The organism is Pseudarthrobacter arbutini (assembly GCF_054510915.1).
Genome location: NZ_JBTNDQ010000009.1, coordinates 50,494 through 65,198, shown reverse-complemented (window position 1 = coordinate 65,198; position 14,705 = coordinate 50,494). Strand labels below are relative to the sequence as shown.

The following is a 14,705-nucleotide window of genomic DNA, read 5'->3' as shown; positions in this document are numbered from 1 at the left end:
AATTAGGAATGAAGAAGTCCATTGGAGGATCCATGAGTACCACCGCCGCGCCGCGCTCGGCATCCACCCTCCAGCAGCGCCCGTCGGCACGTCAGCGGCTGCTGGATGCCGCGACCGACCTCTTCTACGGCGAGGGCATCCACTCCGTCGGGGTCGACCGCATCATCGGGCGGGCGGGCGTGACCCGGGCCACGATGTACAACCAGTTCGAGGGCAAGGAGGGGCTCGTCCTCGCGTACCTTCGGGGGGAGGACGAGCAGCTGCGCGGGCTGTTCACCCAGGCCACGCAGGTCCCGTCCGATCCTGCGGTGCTGCTCGACTTGGTCATCGCCGGCATCGAGGCCGACATCCGCGATCGCCACACCCGGGGATGCCCCTTCATTAACGCCGCCGCCGAGTACCCCGGCGAGGGGCCGGTGCGCGAGCTCATCGCCGCACACAGGGAGTGGTTCCGCTCGACGCTCGAGCAGTTGGCCGCCGCCGCCGGGCTGTCGGAGCCTGACGAGGTGGCGGCATCCCTCGTCCTCCTGCGGGATGCCGCGCTGGTCGGCGGCTACCTCGACGGCCAGGACCGCGTCGCCCCCGCCTTTGCCCGCACAGCCCGCACCGCGATCGCCGCGCACCGCCGCTGACTCCTCATGCCCCGCCGGCATCACCGGCGCGCCGATAGAGGATTCCCGCGGGGGCTTAATTGTCCGTTCGCGCAGTGGGGAACGGCCCCAAACGACAGCGGACGACGGCGGGAGGTTCCGCCGTCGTCCGCTCGCCTTATTGCTAGGGCAGTTCGCGCCGTTCGTGTGTCAGGCCGTAGGGGACGTCGCGGCTGACGGCGACGGTGTAGCTGGTGTAGCTGTGCTGTGTGACGAGGATGCCGTGGCGGCTTTCCGTCATGGCGTGTTCGCGGGCCATTTCCACGGCGGTGTTGAGGTCGTTTTCGACCGTGTCAGGATCGTGGGCTGTGATTGCCAGGACGAGGTCAGAGTGGCGCTTGATCATGGTGGTCTCTTTCTCGGCGGGATCCCGGGACTCTGGGTGGGCACAGGCTTCCGGGGACGGGTGCACCCGGGGGAGGCGGAAAGCGGTGGTTCCAGAGGGGTTGCCCGGCATCTCTGATGGGGCGGTGGCCGGCCGAATTGTCCGGCGGGCTGGATCGGCGGAAGCATTTGTTCCTGCGGATCTGTAGCCAGTGTGCCTGAAGCGATGGTCCTTGGGCAATAGGTGGGCCGAAAAAATCGGGGGAGCCTGACTAAGCGCCAGAGTACGACGGCGGGAGGTCCCGCCGTCGCCCGCCAAATCGCTGGTGGGTAGTTGGCCTAGGCCTGTACCAACAGGCCGGTGGCGAACATCAGTCCCATTCCCAGGACGATGCCTGCGCCGGTGAGCGGGGTGAAGGTCTTGCCCGCGGTGTCCTTGAGCATTGGCAGGAGTTTGACGGCCACCTGGGCGACGGCTCCGGCTCCGATGCCAAGCAGGAAGGCCGCGAGGGCCGGCTGGTACACGGTCGCCCCGAGGAGGGCCCCGGCGGCCGCGGGCGCTCCTGCGATGAGTCCCAGGATCACCAGGCGGCCCAGGCCGGGGGCTTGTTTGGCGAGCGGGGTGACGATCGCCAGGCCCTCGGTTGTGTTGTGGATGGCGAAGCCTACGATCAGGGACGCGCCCAAGGCGAGTGAGCCCACCGCGTACGCGGATCCGATGGCGAGTCCTTCGCCGAAGTTGTGCAGGCCGATGCCGATGGCGATCAGCAGCGCCAGGCGCTGCGGCGGCAGGGCTGAAGGTTCGTGCGCCGTAGTCGGGTTCTGGTGCCGGCGCATCCACGCATCTGTTCCCTCGAGGATGAGGTAGGCGGTCACGGCGCCGAGGAAGACGACCATGGGGCCGCCGAACGCGCCGCTGCCGGCCACGAGTCCCACGGCTTCGAGGGTCGCGTCGATGGCCAGGAAGGCCAGCAGCCCGACGGTGACTCCCAAGAGGACGCGGACCCAGGACGCCGACGAACGGCGCACGAACGGCATCCACAGCATTCCCAGGGCCACGGGTATCACGCCCACATAGATCCCCATCAGCAACATGAGTCCGAAGAAGGAGCTGCCGCGCTCCGGACTCAGGGCGGCCGCTTCAATAACCGCCGGGATCTTGCCGCCGTTCGAGGTCACCAGCGCCACCTCGTAGGGATCCCCTTCCACCCAGTTGTAGATGATGGTGAGGGTGGTGGACTCCAGCGGCGCCATAGTTACCCGGGTCTGCGTGAACACGGCGTAGTAGTCCGAGACGTTCACCTGGGCGACTGATACCGGATCTGGTCCCTCGTTCCGGACGGTGATGGCGATCTGGCCCGCGGTCAGGCGGACGTCTTCGACGGCGACCTCCTCCTTCGGCGGAACACCCTCGGAGAGTTTGTTGAGACCCTGTGCATTGAGCAGTGTAAACAGGCCCAGCAGGATTGCGATCAGGACCAGGGGGCCCAATCCGAGCAGCCACCGCGGCACCGGTGGCCGCCTGTGGGGTGCTGCGGCCAGAGCGGCAGCTGACTTTTCGTCAAGGCTCATGATGGGCTCACTTCGAAGAAGCCCATCCAGCCCAGTTCAGCGAACTCGGTCTTGTGGGCGTGGAACATGTATTTGCCCGGGTACGGGAAGCGGAGCTCCACGATGCCGCGCTGGCCCTGCACCTGCGAGATCGTGTCCGTGAACTCACTGGGAGTCAGCATGGTCCCGGTGGGGTAGTAGTGGAAGAAGTTCCCGTGCACGTGGAAGGAATTGATGGGGTCGTATTCGAGGACGTTGATGAGGTGGATCCGGACGAGCTCGTTTTGCTTGACCTGGACGGGGAAGTCCATGAAGTGGAAGGGCAGTCCGTTGACGGAGTAGAACTCGTTGTCGTCGCCGCCGTCGGTGTTGTAGCCGTTCATCACCATGACCATTTCGTTGTCGGCTTTCGGCCGACCTTCTTTGGGTTCGATGATGAAGCCGCCGTAGAGGCCCTTGGCGATGTGCGGCGCCAGTGGCGACTGGTGGCAGTGGTAGAGGTGCGTGCCGAATGGTGTGGCATCGAATTCGTAGGTGAAGCTTTGGCCCGGAGCGATGGACCCGGCGCCGATCCCCGGGGTGCCGTCCATCTCGGCCCGGTGGATCCCGTGGAAGTGGATGGTGTGGGGGTGCGCTCCGGCATTGGTGAAGTGGATCCGCAGGGCGTCGCCTTCCTGCGCCCAGAGGGTCGGACCGGGGATCCGGCCGTTGTAGCTCCAGCCCGGGAACGTCACCCCCGGGGCGATCTCGAAGTCCATATCTACTGCGACGATGTCCCACTCCCGAAGGGTGCGGCCGTCCGGAAGCGTGCTGGTTTTCCCCCGGTCGAAATCGTGCAGGATCGCGGTCGGGTCGATCCCGGCGCGCTCCGGCGGGACGGAACCGCCGGCGAAGCCTGCGTGACCGGCATGGTTCGCCACGTGGCCAGCGTCCGTGCGGGGCGAACCAGCGACTGCCGCTGAGGAACCGTCCGTGGAAGTCTTCGCTGCCTGACCTGATACCGTGCCGTGTCCGGCGTGATGCCCGGGATCCTTGGAATCCAACGGTGCCCAGCCGGCAAGCGCAGGCGCCGCGGCAAAGGCCGCCGCTCCTGCGAGCATGGCACGCCGCGTCGGCATCGTCTTTCCTTCGGTTTTCGGCGTGTCGTCCATTTCATCTCCATTGATCAAACACTTTTGTTAGGCCAGTCTAACATTCATGTTCGGCTGGTAATATGGGGATATGACCGTCTCCGAGCTGACAGCTTCCGCGCAGGACTACCTGAAGATGATCTGGTCCTCAACGGAATGGGCCGAGGCTCCCATCACTGTTGGCGCCATGGCCGAGCGGATGGCGGTCAAACCGTCCACCGTTTCGGACGGCATCCGTCGGCTGGCAAAGCAGGGCCTGGTCACCCATGCCCCCTATGGCAGCATCGAACTGACGCCCGCCGGCCGGGCGCACGCCGTCGATATGGTGCGCAGGCACCGCCTCCTGGAAACATTCCTCGTGCAGATTCTGGGATATGGCTGGGACGAGGTGCACGACGAGGCCGAGATCCTGGAACACGCTGTTTCCGACACCATGATCCAGCGCATCGACGAGAAGCTCGGCCACCCCACCAGGGATCCACACGGAGACCCAATCCCCTCGGGGAATGGGGTACCGCACCCCCCGCAAGGGGATCCTCTGACCTCCGTGGAACCGGAACGGACGGTCACCATCACAAGGATCTCGGACGCGGACCCGGACATGCTCCGGTACTTCACCCAGCTCGGGCTGGGACCGGACACCCGGCTCCAAGTTTTGGCACACCGCCCGTATGCGGACGTGACCACGATTCGGGTGGGGGACCGCGACGTTGATCTGGGCCCATCCGCAGCAGAGGCCATCTGGGTAGTGGCAAACTAAGGGCTCTCCGGAAAGCGTGCCGGGCTGGCCCGGTGTATGCCCGCCGTGCCCTGCACCACAGCGGCCTTACCGTTGGAAAGATAGAGTGTCACGGTGAAGATTGCCCTGGCTCCCGACGGCGCCGAACTGGCGTGGGCCGAAGAAGGGCAGGGCGGGCCCCTGCTGCTGATCGCCGGCCAGGCAACGGCCATGGACGGTTGGGGACCAACGGCCGAGGCCCTGGCCGAGCATTTCCGCGTCATCCGCTTCGACCACCGGGGGATCGGCGGGAGCAGCAATGGCCACGCCGGCCGCTACACCACGCGGCCCCTCGCCGCCGATGCGGCCGCTGTTCTCGAGGCGGCGAACGTCGAGTCTGCACACGTGTACGGGCACTCCATGGGCGGGCGGGTGGCCCAGTGGCTCGCCATCGACCACCCGCAGCGTGTTCGCGCGCTGATTCTTGCCGCCACAAGCGGAGGCAAACTGGCCGGGGCGGAGCCCACGAGGCATATTCGCTGCTCCACGCTGGTCAAGGTTCCGGGCGCCGGCCACGGCCTCCACCTGGACCGTCCGGAAACAATCCAGTGGATCCGGCAGTTCATCGCCGCTAAAGCAGCCCTCTGAAACGGAGAGCGGACGACGGCGGCAGGTCCCGTCGTCGTGCGCTTCGCGGCTGACCGCGGATTCAGGAGCGAAGGATTTCCTTGGTCTCGCCGCAGCGCTGAGCACCGAAGCCGGACGCAACCCCCGCGACCGGGCCCTGAACACCCTCATCGGTGACCTGGCCACGGGAAGCACGGAATTCTCGACACGCTGGGCACGGCACAACGTCCGCTTCCACCGCTCAGCCCGCAAGACGCTGCACAACCCGATAGTCGGCGACCTCGAACTCACGGGCGATTCACTTGAACTCCCCGGAGAAGGTCTGACCCTCATCGCGTACACGGCCGAACCGGGCAGCGAATCACAGGAAAAACTAGAGTTCCTCACCATGTGGAGCACCACCAACAAGCGGCCGGTTGAATCGCCTAAAGGTGACTCCAGCACGCCAACCATCACACCATCCGAAGCTGGCACCCGGTCCTGACGGCTGGACTGCCCTCAGCGCCGGCACGGGCGGGAGTTCAGTTGATTGCCTCGATGCCCAGCCGTTTGAGTTCTTCAAGGTGGTTCCGCATGTTCTGAAGCACCTCGGGGGAATGGGGCTGCCAATCAAAGATCTCGTCAACCACCCGCAGCGGCTCGTGGGTGCGGTAGGACCTCGTGGGGTTGCCCGGGAACTTCTTGTCCGTCAGATTGGGGTCATCCTCAAGAGAGCCCGTGGGTTCCACGCGGTAGATCCTGCCTGGTCCCTCGCCTACGCCAAGTTCGGCTCCCCAGGTAGCCGCATCCAAGGTCGCAGTCAGGTAGATGTAGTTCGCAGTCTTCCGCTCCCCGTAATTCGACGTGTTGCCGGGTTTCAGAAAGTCCCCAGGCTTCAGGTCGGCTTTGGTGCCGTGGTAGAAGGGCCCGGGGTCTTTGGCCTGCGGCGACATTGATTCGTTCTCCATGTACAGCCTCCTCGAAATTTGGCTTCCACTCTAGCTCTCCCACCACTTTGCGCACGCCGGATATGGGTCAGCCCTGCATTCGTTGGCGGTAGCTCCGGGGCGTTTCGCCGGCGTCGTTCAGGAAATGCCGGTTGAAGTTGGACAGGTTGGAAAACCCGACCTCGTAGCAAATGTCCGAGATGGGTTTGTCGCTGCGTTCGAGCAGCCGGCGTGCATGGGCCAGGCGGAGTTTGCGGACCAGATCGCTGAAGTTCTGGCCGGTGGCGCGCTTGAAGTATTTCGAGAAGGTCGGCTCGGACATTCCCACCAGGGCCGCCGCCTCGGACATCCTGACGTTGCCGGCGTGGTTGCCAAACACGTACTCCAGCACGATGTCCACCACCGCCGCGGCCTGGCCGTCCAGCTGCGGCCTGAACCATTCGTCAGCGAGGTAGCGCCGGTCCTCCTGCGGTGAGCGCGCAAGAATGGCAAACAGTTCCAGCAGGTGGTGCAGCCGCCCCAACCCGGTGGAGGTGCCCATCGCTTCGATGGATGCGGCCGCAGCCCGGGCCGTGCTCCCGAGGAACTCGATACCGCGTGCGGACTGTTCCAGCAGGGGTTCGATTTCGGCCAGCTCCGGAACCAAGGCCGTGGTCTGCTCCACCCATTTTCCATCGAACTGGATCAGGGCGTCCCTGCCGGCAATGACCTCGCCGGGCTCGAGGTCGCTGACCCAGTCGTGGGGCAGTCCTGATCCCACCAGCGACACATGCCCGGCCTCGAACGTGCCGATGTGGTCACCGACAATGAACTTGCCGGTGCCTTTCCTGATCAGGTGGATCTCATACTCGGGGTGGTAATTCCAGCGGGCCGCCGCGGTGGGGTAGTCATGCTCGTGCCACCGGACCGAATGGTTCGGATCCACCGGGATGACCTCCCGGCTGGCCCGCATGCCCAGCAGCCTTTCGGCAAGCCTGGCCGATGCCCCGTCGCCGGGATCTGCAGCACTCATAGTGGTTCTCCAGGCATCCGGGTTCATGAAATGTGGACAGCGCCAATGGCGCCTTCCCACAGTAGCGCCTGCGCCCGGAAAGACGATAGGGAAAATTAGTATCAGAATCTGGCATGCAGAGCGCTAGTTGTGCCCTACCCCACACCCCTAAAGTTGAGGAATACCAGTCCGGCACATCGAAATCCCGATGACCGGGACCGCCCCAGCCGAGTACGTCGATACCGCAGTCGACGCGAGCCGGCTGTGCACCCCCTGAAGAACAAAGGAGTCCTCAATGCGCCCAAAAACGCGCGCTGCCGCGATTGCCGCCGGAGCCCTCTGCATCGCCCTGAGCGCCTCGGCCTGTGCAGGTGCCGGTGGAGGCAATTCCGCCGGAGACCCCAACAGCATCAATGTCCTGATGGTGAACAACCCCCAGATGGAGGACCTGCAGCGGCTCACCGCGGATAATTTCACCAAGGAAACCGGCATCAAGGTCAACTACACGATCCTGCCTGAAAACGACGTCCGGGCCAAGATCAGCCAGGAGTTCTCCAGCCAGGCCGGCCAGTACGACGTCGCGTCACTGTCCAACTACGAGATCCCGTTCTATTCCGCCAACGGCTGGCTCGCGCCGCTGGACAATGTTGCCGAGGACGCCGCGTTTGACCAGGACGACATCCTCCCCGCCTACACGGCCTCCCTCACCGGCGAGGACGGCAAGCTCTACGGCGAACCGTTCTACGGCGAATCCTCTTTCCTGATGTACCGCAAGGACATTCTGGACGCCAAGGGCCTGACCATGCCGGCGAAGCCCACCTGGGACGAGGTGGCGGACATAGCAGCACAGGTGGACGGCGCAGCCCCGGGAATGAAGGGGATCTGCCTGCGCGGCCAGCCCGGCTGGGGACAGGTCTTCGCGCCGCTGACCACCGTGGTGAACACCTTCGGCGGGACCTGGTTCGACAAGGACTGGAACGCCCAGGTCAATTCCCCGGAGTTCACAGCAGCCGTCGACTTCTACACCAAACTGGTCCGGGAGCACGGTGAAGCAGGGGCCGCGCAGGCCGGCTTCACCGAATGCCTGAACAACATGAGCCAGAGCAAAGTGGCCATGTGGTACGACGCCACGTCGGCCGCAGGCGCCCTGGAAGCCGATACGTCACCCGTGAAGGGGAAGATCGGCTACGCCCAGGCCCCGGTCAAGGAAACCAAATCCTCCGGCTGGCTGTGGACCTGGTCCTGGGCTGTGCAGGCGGCCTCCAAGAAACAGGATGCTGCCGGGAAGTTCATCGCCTGGGCCAGCTCGAAGGAGTACGAGGAACTGGTCGCCTCCAAGCTCGGCTGGGCGAAGGTTCCCTCCGGCAAGCGCATCTCCACCTACGAGAACACCGACTTCCAGAAGGCGGCACCGTTCTTCGAGGCCGAACGCTTCGCCATCGAGAACGCCGACCCGAAGAACCCCGGCGCCCAGGAACGTCCCGCCGTCGGCATCCAGTTTGTGGGCATTCCCGAGTTCGCTGCCCTGGGCACCAACGTCTCCCAAGGCGTCAGCTCCGCCATCGCAGGCCAAGGCACCGTGGCCGACGCACTGGCCAAGGGCCAGGAAGCCGCCCAAAAAGTCGGCAACAAGTACAAGTAGCCAGAACCGAACCGCAGGAGAACCTCATGACTACCGCAACGGCGCGCATCTCCCGCCCGGGACACCACGCAGCCAAACTTCCGAGAAATGCCCGGTCGCGGGAACGCGCCCTGGCCTGGGCCCGGCGTGCACCGCTGCTTCCGGCCCTGATCTTCCTCATTCTCGTCACCCAGCTCCCGTTCGTGGTGACGCTGATCATCTCGTTCCTGAACTGGAACAGCCTCAGCCCTGACAAGACCGCCTTCGCCGGCCTCGAGAACTACGTCACGGTCCTCACCGACCCGGACCTGCGCCAGGCCATCTTCACCACCATCCTCCTCACCGTCTCCGTCGTGCTGGCCAGCCTGGTCATCGGGCTGGGCCTGGCCCTGCTGCTGGACAAGAAGTTCATCGGCCGCGGACTGGCACGGACACTGCTGATCGCACCGTTCCTGGTGGTGCCCGTGGCCGCGGCCCTCATCTGGAAGCACGCCCTGTTCAACCCCACGTACGGGCTGATCAACGGCATCCTGACCTGGATCTGGTCCCTCTTCGGCAGCAGCACGGCACCCCAGCTGGACCTGCTGTCCCAGGCACCCATGATGGCCGTCATCGTCTCGCTGGTCTGGCAGTGGACACCGTTTATGATGCTCATCCTGCTGGCGGGCCTGCAGTCCCGTCCCATGGACACCGTGGAAGCTGCCCAGATGGACGGCGCCACACCGTGGGCGATCTTCCGGCACCTCACCCTGCCGCATCTGCGCCAGTACCTGGAGCTTGGCGGCCTGCTCGGAGCCATCTATATCGTGCAGAACTTCGACGCCGTCTTCACCCTCACCGCAGGCGGACTGGGCACGGCCAACCTGCCCTACGCCATCTACCAGACGTTCTACTTCGCCAACGAATACGGCCTGGCGTCTGCTGCCGGCGTCGTAGTGGTCATCGGCACCATCGTCGTGGCCACTTTTGCCCTCCGCACCGTCTTTTCGCTCTTCAAGAAGGAGGCAGCACGATGAGCACGCTCACTCCTGCCGCACACCGCAAGGCAACCACCGGCCCCACCGCACTGGCGACCGGAACGCTCCGGCGCGGCAAGTCACGCATGGACCCCACCCGCAACAACACCGCCGCCGGCCTCGGGGCCTGGCTGCTCGCCTTGCTCTTCGCCGCACCGGTGATGTGGATGATCCTGACCTCCTTCCACTCCGAAACCGACGCCGCCACCAACCCGCCGTCCATCGCCGCGAACCTCACCCTGGACGCGTACCGGGAGTTCTTCGGGGAAACGTCCGGCGTCAGCCCATGGCCGTCGCTGATCAACTCCGCCACCGCATCCATCCTGTCCACGGTTCTCGTCCTGGTGCTGGCCATTCCCGCCGCGTATGCCCTTTCCATCCGGCCGGTGAAGAAATGGACCGACGTGATGTTCTTCTTCCTCTCCACAAAGATGATGCCCGTGGTGGCGGCGATCCTGCCGCTTTACCTGTTCGCCAGGACCGTCGGTGCGCTGGACAACATCTGGTTCCTGATCCTGATGTACACGTCCATGAACCTTCCCATCGCGGTCTGGATGATGCGGTCTTTCCTCGCCGAGGTACCGGCCGAAATGCTGGAAGCCGCACAGATCGACGGCGCCGGACTGCTCCTCACGCTGCGCAAGGTGGTGGCACCTGTCGCGATGCCCGGCATCGCCGCGACCGCGCTGATCTGCTTCATCTTCAGCTGGAACGAACTGCTCCTGGCCCGGGTCCTCACCGGCGTGGTGGCAGGCACCGCCCCCGTCTTCCTCACCGGCTTCGTCTCCGGCCAGGGCCTCTTCCTCGCCAAGGTGTGCGCTGCCGCCGTCGTGATTTCCCTCCCGGTGCTGTTCGCCGGGTTCGCCGCCCAGGACAAGCTCGTCCAGGGACTCTCCCTGGGCGCCGTGAAATAACGCCGCACGGCACCCGGACCACCACTTCCGAATTCCCGAAAGGACCACTCCGATGACAACACCAACCGCCCAGTCCACCACCCTGGCCCCCGCCGAACTGCTGGCCACCATGCGCGCCTCCGTCCTGAAGCGCCAAGGCGACATGGTCATGGAAACCCTTCCCCTGCCGCAGATCGACGCCGACCAGGTCCTGGTGCAGGTGGCCGCCGTCGGCGTCTGCGGCAGCGACGTCCACTACTATGAGCACGGCCGGATCGGCGACTATGTGGTGGACCACCCGCTGATCCTCGGCCACGAACTCTCCGGCCGGATCGCCGCCGTCGGAAGCGCCGTTGACCCCGCCCGCATCGGCAACCGCGTCGCCGTCGAACCCCAGCGCCCCTGCCGCACCTGCAAGCAGTGCAAGGCCGGCCGCTACAACCTGTGCCCGGACATCGAGTTCTACGCCACCCCGCCGATCGACGGCGCTTTCGCCGAGTACGTCACCATCCAGAGCGACTTCGCCTACGACATCCCGGACAGTGTCAGCGACGAGGCTGCGGCACTCATCGAACCCCTCTCCGTAGGGCTCTGGGCCTGCGAACGAGCGGAAATCAAGCCGGGCAGCCGGGTCCTGATCGCCGGCGCCGGCCCGATCGGCATCATCGCCGCCCAGGCTGCACGCGCGTTCGGCGCCACCGAAATCTACGTCACTGACATTGCCGAGGACCGGCTCGCCTTCGCTTTGGAACATGGCGCCACGCACGCGCTGAACGCCAAGACGGACAGTGTGGAAGGGCTCGACGTCGATGCTTTCATTGACGCTTCCGGCGCACCGCAGGCGGTCCGTTCCGGGATCAAGGCCGTCGGACCGGCCGGCAGGGTCATCCTGGTGGGGCTCGGGGCGGACGACGTCGAACTCCCTGTTTCGTACATCCAGAACCGGGAGATCTGGCTCTCCGGCGTGTTCCGGTACACCAACACCTGGCCGCTGGCGATCCAACTGATCGCCGACGGAAAGGTGGACCTGGACATTCTCGTCACCGGAAAGTTCACCCTCGCCGAGTCCGAAGAAGCCCTGAAAGCGGGCAAGCAGGCCGGCCAGCTCAAAGCCGTCGTCTACCCCGGCCGTTGACCAGGGGAGGAGGGACCGTCTCACCCGTGCGGGGGATGTGGCGGCGGCGCGGTGATCCTGATCGTGAGTGGAGTTGCCGATCATCAGTTCGCCGGGGCAGCGCACCGGACGCCCTATTGGAGGACGTCGGGTTCAGGGTGGCCCGTGTGCCTGTCGGCGAGTCCGGCGCTCAGGAAGCACAAGGCTGGTCGGCGGCTGCTGATCGGCACAGAGCCGGCATCCGTGGCCCCCGTCCGGTCGGATGGACACCGCTCCGGGACTGATACGACGGCGGGAGGTCCCGCCGTCGTGCGTCCTTTGCGTCTAGGGCCCCAAGTGTCCGTTCGCGCCGGGTTCCGGGGAAGGCCGAACAACAACTAGCATGCTGCAGCCGGCGCCGCTGAGGTAAGGCCCGTGACGCATGCCGGGTGGACGGCACGCGTACATGCCGGGGGTAAAAGTCTTCCCGAGGGTCACATCCGTGAGTTCCCCCGAGAGAATCATGACCTCCTCCCAGTAGTCGTGGACGATCACGCCGCTGGCCAGGGTGTCGGCACCGGGCTCATAGCGTTGGACCAGGGTCGAATCTCCGCTAATCGGGTCCGCAGCGAGTATCTGCTCCCAGATTCCGCGTTCGGCGTCGCCGTTGGCCTTCCGCCAGTCAACGAGGGGTTCGTGGAACTCCAGCTCAGGTTTGCGCATTGCATCTCCTTCAGTCCCCACCGAGGGTCAGTGTTGTATACATAGAGTATGCGATGACTCATTCCACGTAGAGTGTAAAGATGACCATCCCAGAGGAAATCGACACACCTGAGATCATCATCGACCGGGACGTGCTCCAGCGAAATATCGACCGCATGGCAACGGCCGTCCAGGCCAAGGGCCTGCACCTTCGGCCACATGTCAAGACGCACAAAGTGCCCGAAATCGCTGAAATGCAGCTGGCAGCCGGAGCCACAGGACTAACTGTGGCCACCCTCGGAGAGGCCGAAGTCTTTGCAGAGCACGGGGCCAAAGACATCTTCATCGCGTATCCACTCTGGGTCGGTCCCCGACAGGCTGAACGGCTCCAGCGCCTTGCAACAAAAGGCAGGATCGCAGTAGGTCTGGACTCACGTGAAGCAGCCGAAACCATGGCCGCGTCGCTCGGCGATGCCGTTGGTGAGATTGAAGTGCTGCTGGAGATCGACAGCGGCCATCACCGCAGCGGGATAGCGCCGGACGCCGCTGTCGACGTCGCCCACGCCGCAGCGCGGGCAGGGCTGCGCGTCACGGGAATTTTCACGTTTCCAGGGCACAGCTATGCCCCGGGCATGCCGCTGAAGGCTGCGGACGAGGAACGGTTGGCCCTCGGCAAGGCCGCCGATCTGCTTACCGCGGCAGGTTTCCCCATCACCCACGTCAGCGGCGGGTCCACCCCCACCGCCACCCTCACCGGCGACTCCGGAGCCACAGAAGTCCGGCCCGGCGTGTACGTCTTCGGGGATGCCCAACAACTGGAACTGGATCGCTGTGCGGCCGAAGACATCGCTCTGACCATCGCGGCAACGGTCGTCAGCCGGCATGAAGGCACCGACGTCATACCGCGAAGGATCATCCTGGACTCCGGCAGCAAAATCCTTGGCGGGGACCGGCCTGGCTGGGCCACCGGCTTCGGGCGGCTCCTTGACCACCCGGAAGCCCGAATTAGCGCACTGTCAGAACACCACGCCACCGTCGTCTGGCCGGCGGAGGCAACGCTGCCGGCTCTCGGAGACCGGCTGCGTGTGGTCCCCAATCACGTCTGCATTGCCATGAACCTCGTCGACGAAGTCACCGTGGTCAGCGGCGGCGAAATCGTGGACCGCTGGCGCGTGGCTGCACGCGGACGGAACAAATAAACCCCTGGATGCGACTCACGGTGGATGGCATTGGGCGAGGGCGCAGCAGGGATCTGCCCAAGGATCGCTAGGGCCGGCGGCGCTGGCGGGATCGGAGCGGCCCGGATCCGGGCTGCCAGAACTTCCGCAGTGCTGATCCGGGGAGTGCGGCCACCACGATCGCGGCGAGTGTGAGCAGGGTGCCGAACACGGTTTGCGGATAGATGGCGCTGCCGGCCACTGGCAGCAGCCAGTCCATGAGCAGTGCGCCGATCAGCTGGCCGGCGATCATGCTCAGCCCGGTCAGCAGCACGCCGATATGCCGGATCAGCAGGGCGCTCAGCACCAGGTTAATGCAGCCCAGCGCTCCGCCGGTGTAGAGCCAGGGCTCGGCCGGCAGCGTGGGCATCCCGCCGGTAAGGGCGAGTTTCAGCACCCAGATCAGCGCCAGCCCGAAACTGCCGACCACATAGTTAATCAGGGTCCCCGGAATCGGCGACCGAACCTGCGCGGCGATCTTGCCATTTACCGCGTGCTGGAACGTCATCAGGATCCCGGCCAGGACAACCAGTGCGAGCGGGACCAGCATTGCTGCGGGATCCGGCACGCCGGAGAGCCGGGGCGACACAGCCCAGAACACCGCGCCGACCGTGAGCAGCACACCGATCACCCGCAGCGCCGTAATGGCCCGTTTGCCGCCGGGACCCAGCCCGATGCGGTCCACGGCCAGCCCGCTGACCGTCTGCCCGGTCACCACCGCCACCGTATAAATGGCGATCCCGACGCCTGCGACAAAGCTGGTCTGGGCAAAGATAAAGTACGCGCCGACGACTCCGGCGGCATGGAAGTACCAGGGGATGGAGCCCTCCCGTGTGCCGGATAGGAGTTTCACGAAGGCCGCGCGGCCGCTGGGGAGAACCAGTGTGGCGGCAGCCATGATCAGGGCGGCACCGCCGAAGCTGAACAACCCTGCCAGCAGCGGATCCTGCAGTCGTTGCCCCAGCTCGCCGTTGATCCGGGCCTGCAGTGGCAGGGTCAGGCCAGCGGTGACGGCCAGCGGGATGCCAACGGCCAGTACCCGTGCTGCCGATCTGAGCTGCGGGACAGCACCGGCACTAACAGCCGAGCGCATCCTAGGAGGCTGCCGGGAATGCGGTGGCCGGAAGTATCTCGGGTCCGACGCGGTGGCGGGTGTGCAGCATGGTGAAGGTGTTCCCCCGAAGGCAGATGTGATGGATCGTCCGCGACGTCAGGAGGACGCTGAATTTTATCACCGCGGAACCGT

General features: G+C 65.2%; 16 protein-coding genes. 9 read left to right on the top strand and 7 right to left on the bottom strand.

What is annotated here, in order from left to right:
• Positions 1-32: 32 nt before the first annotated feature.
• The gene (locus ACX80V_RS11750; RefSeq protein WP_485843266.1) at positions 33-632 is read left to right on the top strand and encodes a TetR/AcrR family transcriptional regulator; all 600 of its coding nucleotides are present in this window, start codon (positions 33-35) and stop codon (positions 630-632) included.
• A gap of 142 nt (positions 633-774) precedes the next feature.
• On the opposite strand, the gene ACX80V_RS11745 is transcribed toward ACX80V_RS11750, so the two are convergent.
• The 3 genes from ACX80V_RS11745 to ACX80V_RS11735 all read right to left on the bottom strand — a co-directional run bounded on the left by ACX80V_RS11745 (position 775) and on the right by ACX80V_RS11735 (position 3,676).
• Entirely contained in the window at positions 775-996 is a 222-nt protein-coding gene (locus ACX80V_RS11745) for a hypothetical protein (protein ID WP_485843265.1), read from the bottom strand.
• A 317-nt stretch (positions 997-1,313) separates the two neighbouring features.
• The gene (locus ACX80V_RS11740; protein ID WP_485843264.1) at positions 1,314-2,546 is read right to left on the bottom strand and encodes a ZIP family metal transporter; all 1,233 of its coding nucleotides are present in this window, start codon (positions 2,544-2,546) and stop codon (positions 1,314-1,316) included.
• The gene (locus ACX80V_RS11735; protein ID WP_485843263.1) at positions 2,543-3,676 is read right to left on the bottom strand and encodes a multicopper oxidase domain-containing protein; all 1,134 of its coding nucleotides are present in this window, start codon (positions 3,674-3,676) and stop codon (positions 2,543-2,545) included. The genes ACX80V_RS11740 and ACX80V_RS11735 overlap by 4 nt, the downstream gene beginning before the upstream one ends.
• 70 nt (positions 3,677-3,746) lie before the next feature.
• Here ACX80V_RS11735 and ACX80V_RS11730 point away from each other — a divergent pair, with 70 nt between their 5' ends.
• From ACX80V_RS11730 to ACX80V_RS11720, 3 genes are all read left to right on the top strand, one after another.
• Positions 3,747-4,415, top strand: coding sequence for a metal-dependent transcriptional regulator (locus ACX80V_RS11730; RefSeq protein WP_485843262.1), 669 nt, complete (start codon positions 3,747-3,749; stop codon positions 4,413-4,415).
• A 93-nt stretch (positions 4,416-4,508) separates the two neighbouring features.
• Positions 4,509-5,021, top strand: coding sequence for an alpha/beta fold hydrolase (locus ACX80V_RS11725; protein ID WP_485843261.1), 513 nt, complete (start codon positions 4,509-4,511; stop codon positions 5,019-5,021).
• Positions 4,906-5,484, top strand: a complete 579-nt coding sequence (locus ACX80V_RS11720) for an MmyB family transcriptional regulator (protein ID WP_485843386.1) — start codon at positions 4,906-4,908, stop codon at positions 5,482-5,484. Before ACX80V_RS11725 ends, ACX80V_RS11720 begins: the two co-directional genes overlap by 116 nt.
• 37 nt (positions 5,485-5,521) lie before the next feature.
• On the opposite strand, the gene arr is transcribed toward ACX80V_RS11720, so the two are convergent.
• Both arr and ACX80V_RS11710 read right to left on the bottom strand, forming a co-directional pair.
• On the bottom strand, positions 5,522-5,947 hold the full coding sequence (gene arr / locus ACX80V_RS11715) for an NAD(+)--rifampin ADP-ribosyltransferase (protein WP_485843260.1): 426 nt from the start codon (positions 5,945-5,947) through the stop codon (positions 5,522-5,524).
• Positions 5,948-6,014: 67 nt separating this feature from the next.
• Entirely contained in the window at positions 6,015-6,938 is a 924-nt protein-coding gene (locus ACX80V_RS11710) for an AraC family transcriptional regulator (protein ID WP_083510387.1), read from the bottom strand.
• 274 nt (positions 6,939-7,212) lie between these two features.
• Between ACX80V_RS11710 and ACX80V_RS11705 the strand changes: the two genes are divergently transcribed.
• From ACX80V_RS11705 to ACX80V_RS11690, 4 genes are read left to right on the top strand one after another with little or no spacing between them, the layout of a single operon-like run.
• Positions 7,213-8,559 (top strand): ABC transporter substrate-binding protein, encoded by a 1,347-nt coding sequence (locus ACX80V_RS11705; protein WP_485843259.1) that lies wholly within the window; start codon positions 7,213-7,215, stop codon positions 8,557-8,559.
• 26 nt (positions 8,560-8,585) lie between these two features.
• On the top strand, positions 8,586-9,554 hold the full coding sequence (locus tag ACX80V_RS11700; protein WP_485843258.1) for a carbohydrate ABC transporter permease: 969 nt from the start codon (positions 8,586-8,588) through the stop codon (positions 9,552-9,554).
• A complete protein-coding gene (locus ACX80V_RS11695) occupies positions 9,551-10,468 on the top strand; it encodes a carbohydrate ABC transporter permease (RefSeq protein ID WP_485843257.1) in 918 nt (305 codons plus the stop codon). Before ACX80V_RS11700 ends, ACX80V_RS11695 begins: the two co-directional genes overlap by 4 nt.
• Positions 10,469-10,520: 52 nt before the next feature.
• Positions 10,521-11,582: an NAD(P)-dependent alcohol dehydrogenase gene (locus ACX80V_RS11690; RefSeq protein WP_485843256.1), complete on the top strand. Its 1,062-nt coding sequence runs from the start codon at positions 10,521-10,523 to the stop codon at positions 11,580-11,582.
• A 303-nt stretch (positions 11,583-11,885) separates the two neighbouring features.
• Here ACX80V_RS11690 and ACX80V_RS11685 read toward each other — a convergent pair whose 3' ends face one another.
• A complete protein-coding gene (locus ACX80V_RS11685; RefSeq protein WP_485843255.1) occupies positions 11,886-12,263 on the bottom strand; it encodes a cupin domain-containing protein in 378 nt (125 codons plus the stop codon).
• 80 nt (positions 12,264-12,343) lie between these two features.
• Here ACX80V_RS11685 and ACX80V_RS11680 point away from each other — a divergent pair, with 80 nt between their 5' ends.
• On the top strand, positions 12,344-13,441 hold the full coding sequence (locus tag ACX80V_RS11680) for a D-TA family PLP-dependent enzyme (RefSeq protein ID WP_485843254.1): 1,098 nt from the start codon (positions 12,344-12,346) through the stop codon (positions 13,439-13,441).
• A 67-nt stretch (positions 13,442-13,508) separates the two neighbouring features.
• Here ACX80V_RS11680 and ACX80V_RS11675 read toward each other — a convergent pair whose 3' ends face one another.
• Positions 13,509-14,552: a DMT family transporter gene (locus ACX80V_RS11675; RefSeq protein WP_485843253.1), complete on the bottom strand. Its 1,044-nt coding sequence runs from the start codon at positions 14,550-14,552 to the stop codon at positions 13,509-13,511.
• Between the last annotated feature and the right edge of the window lie 153 nt (positions 14,553-14,705).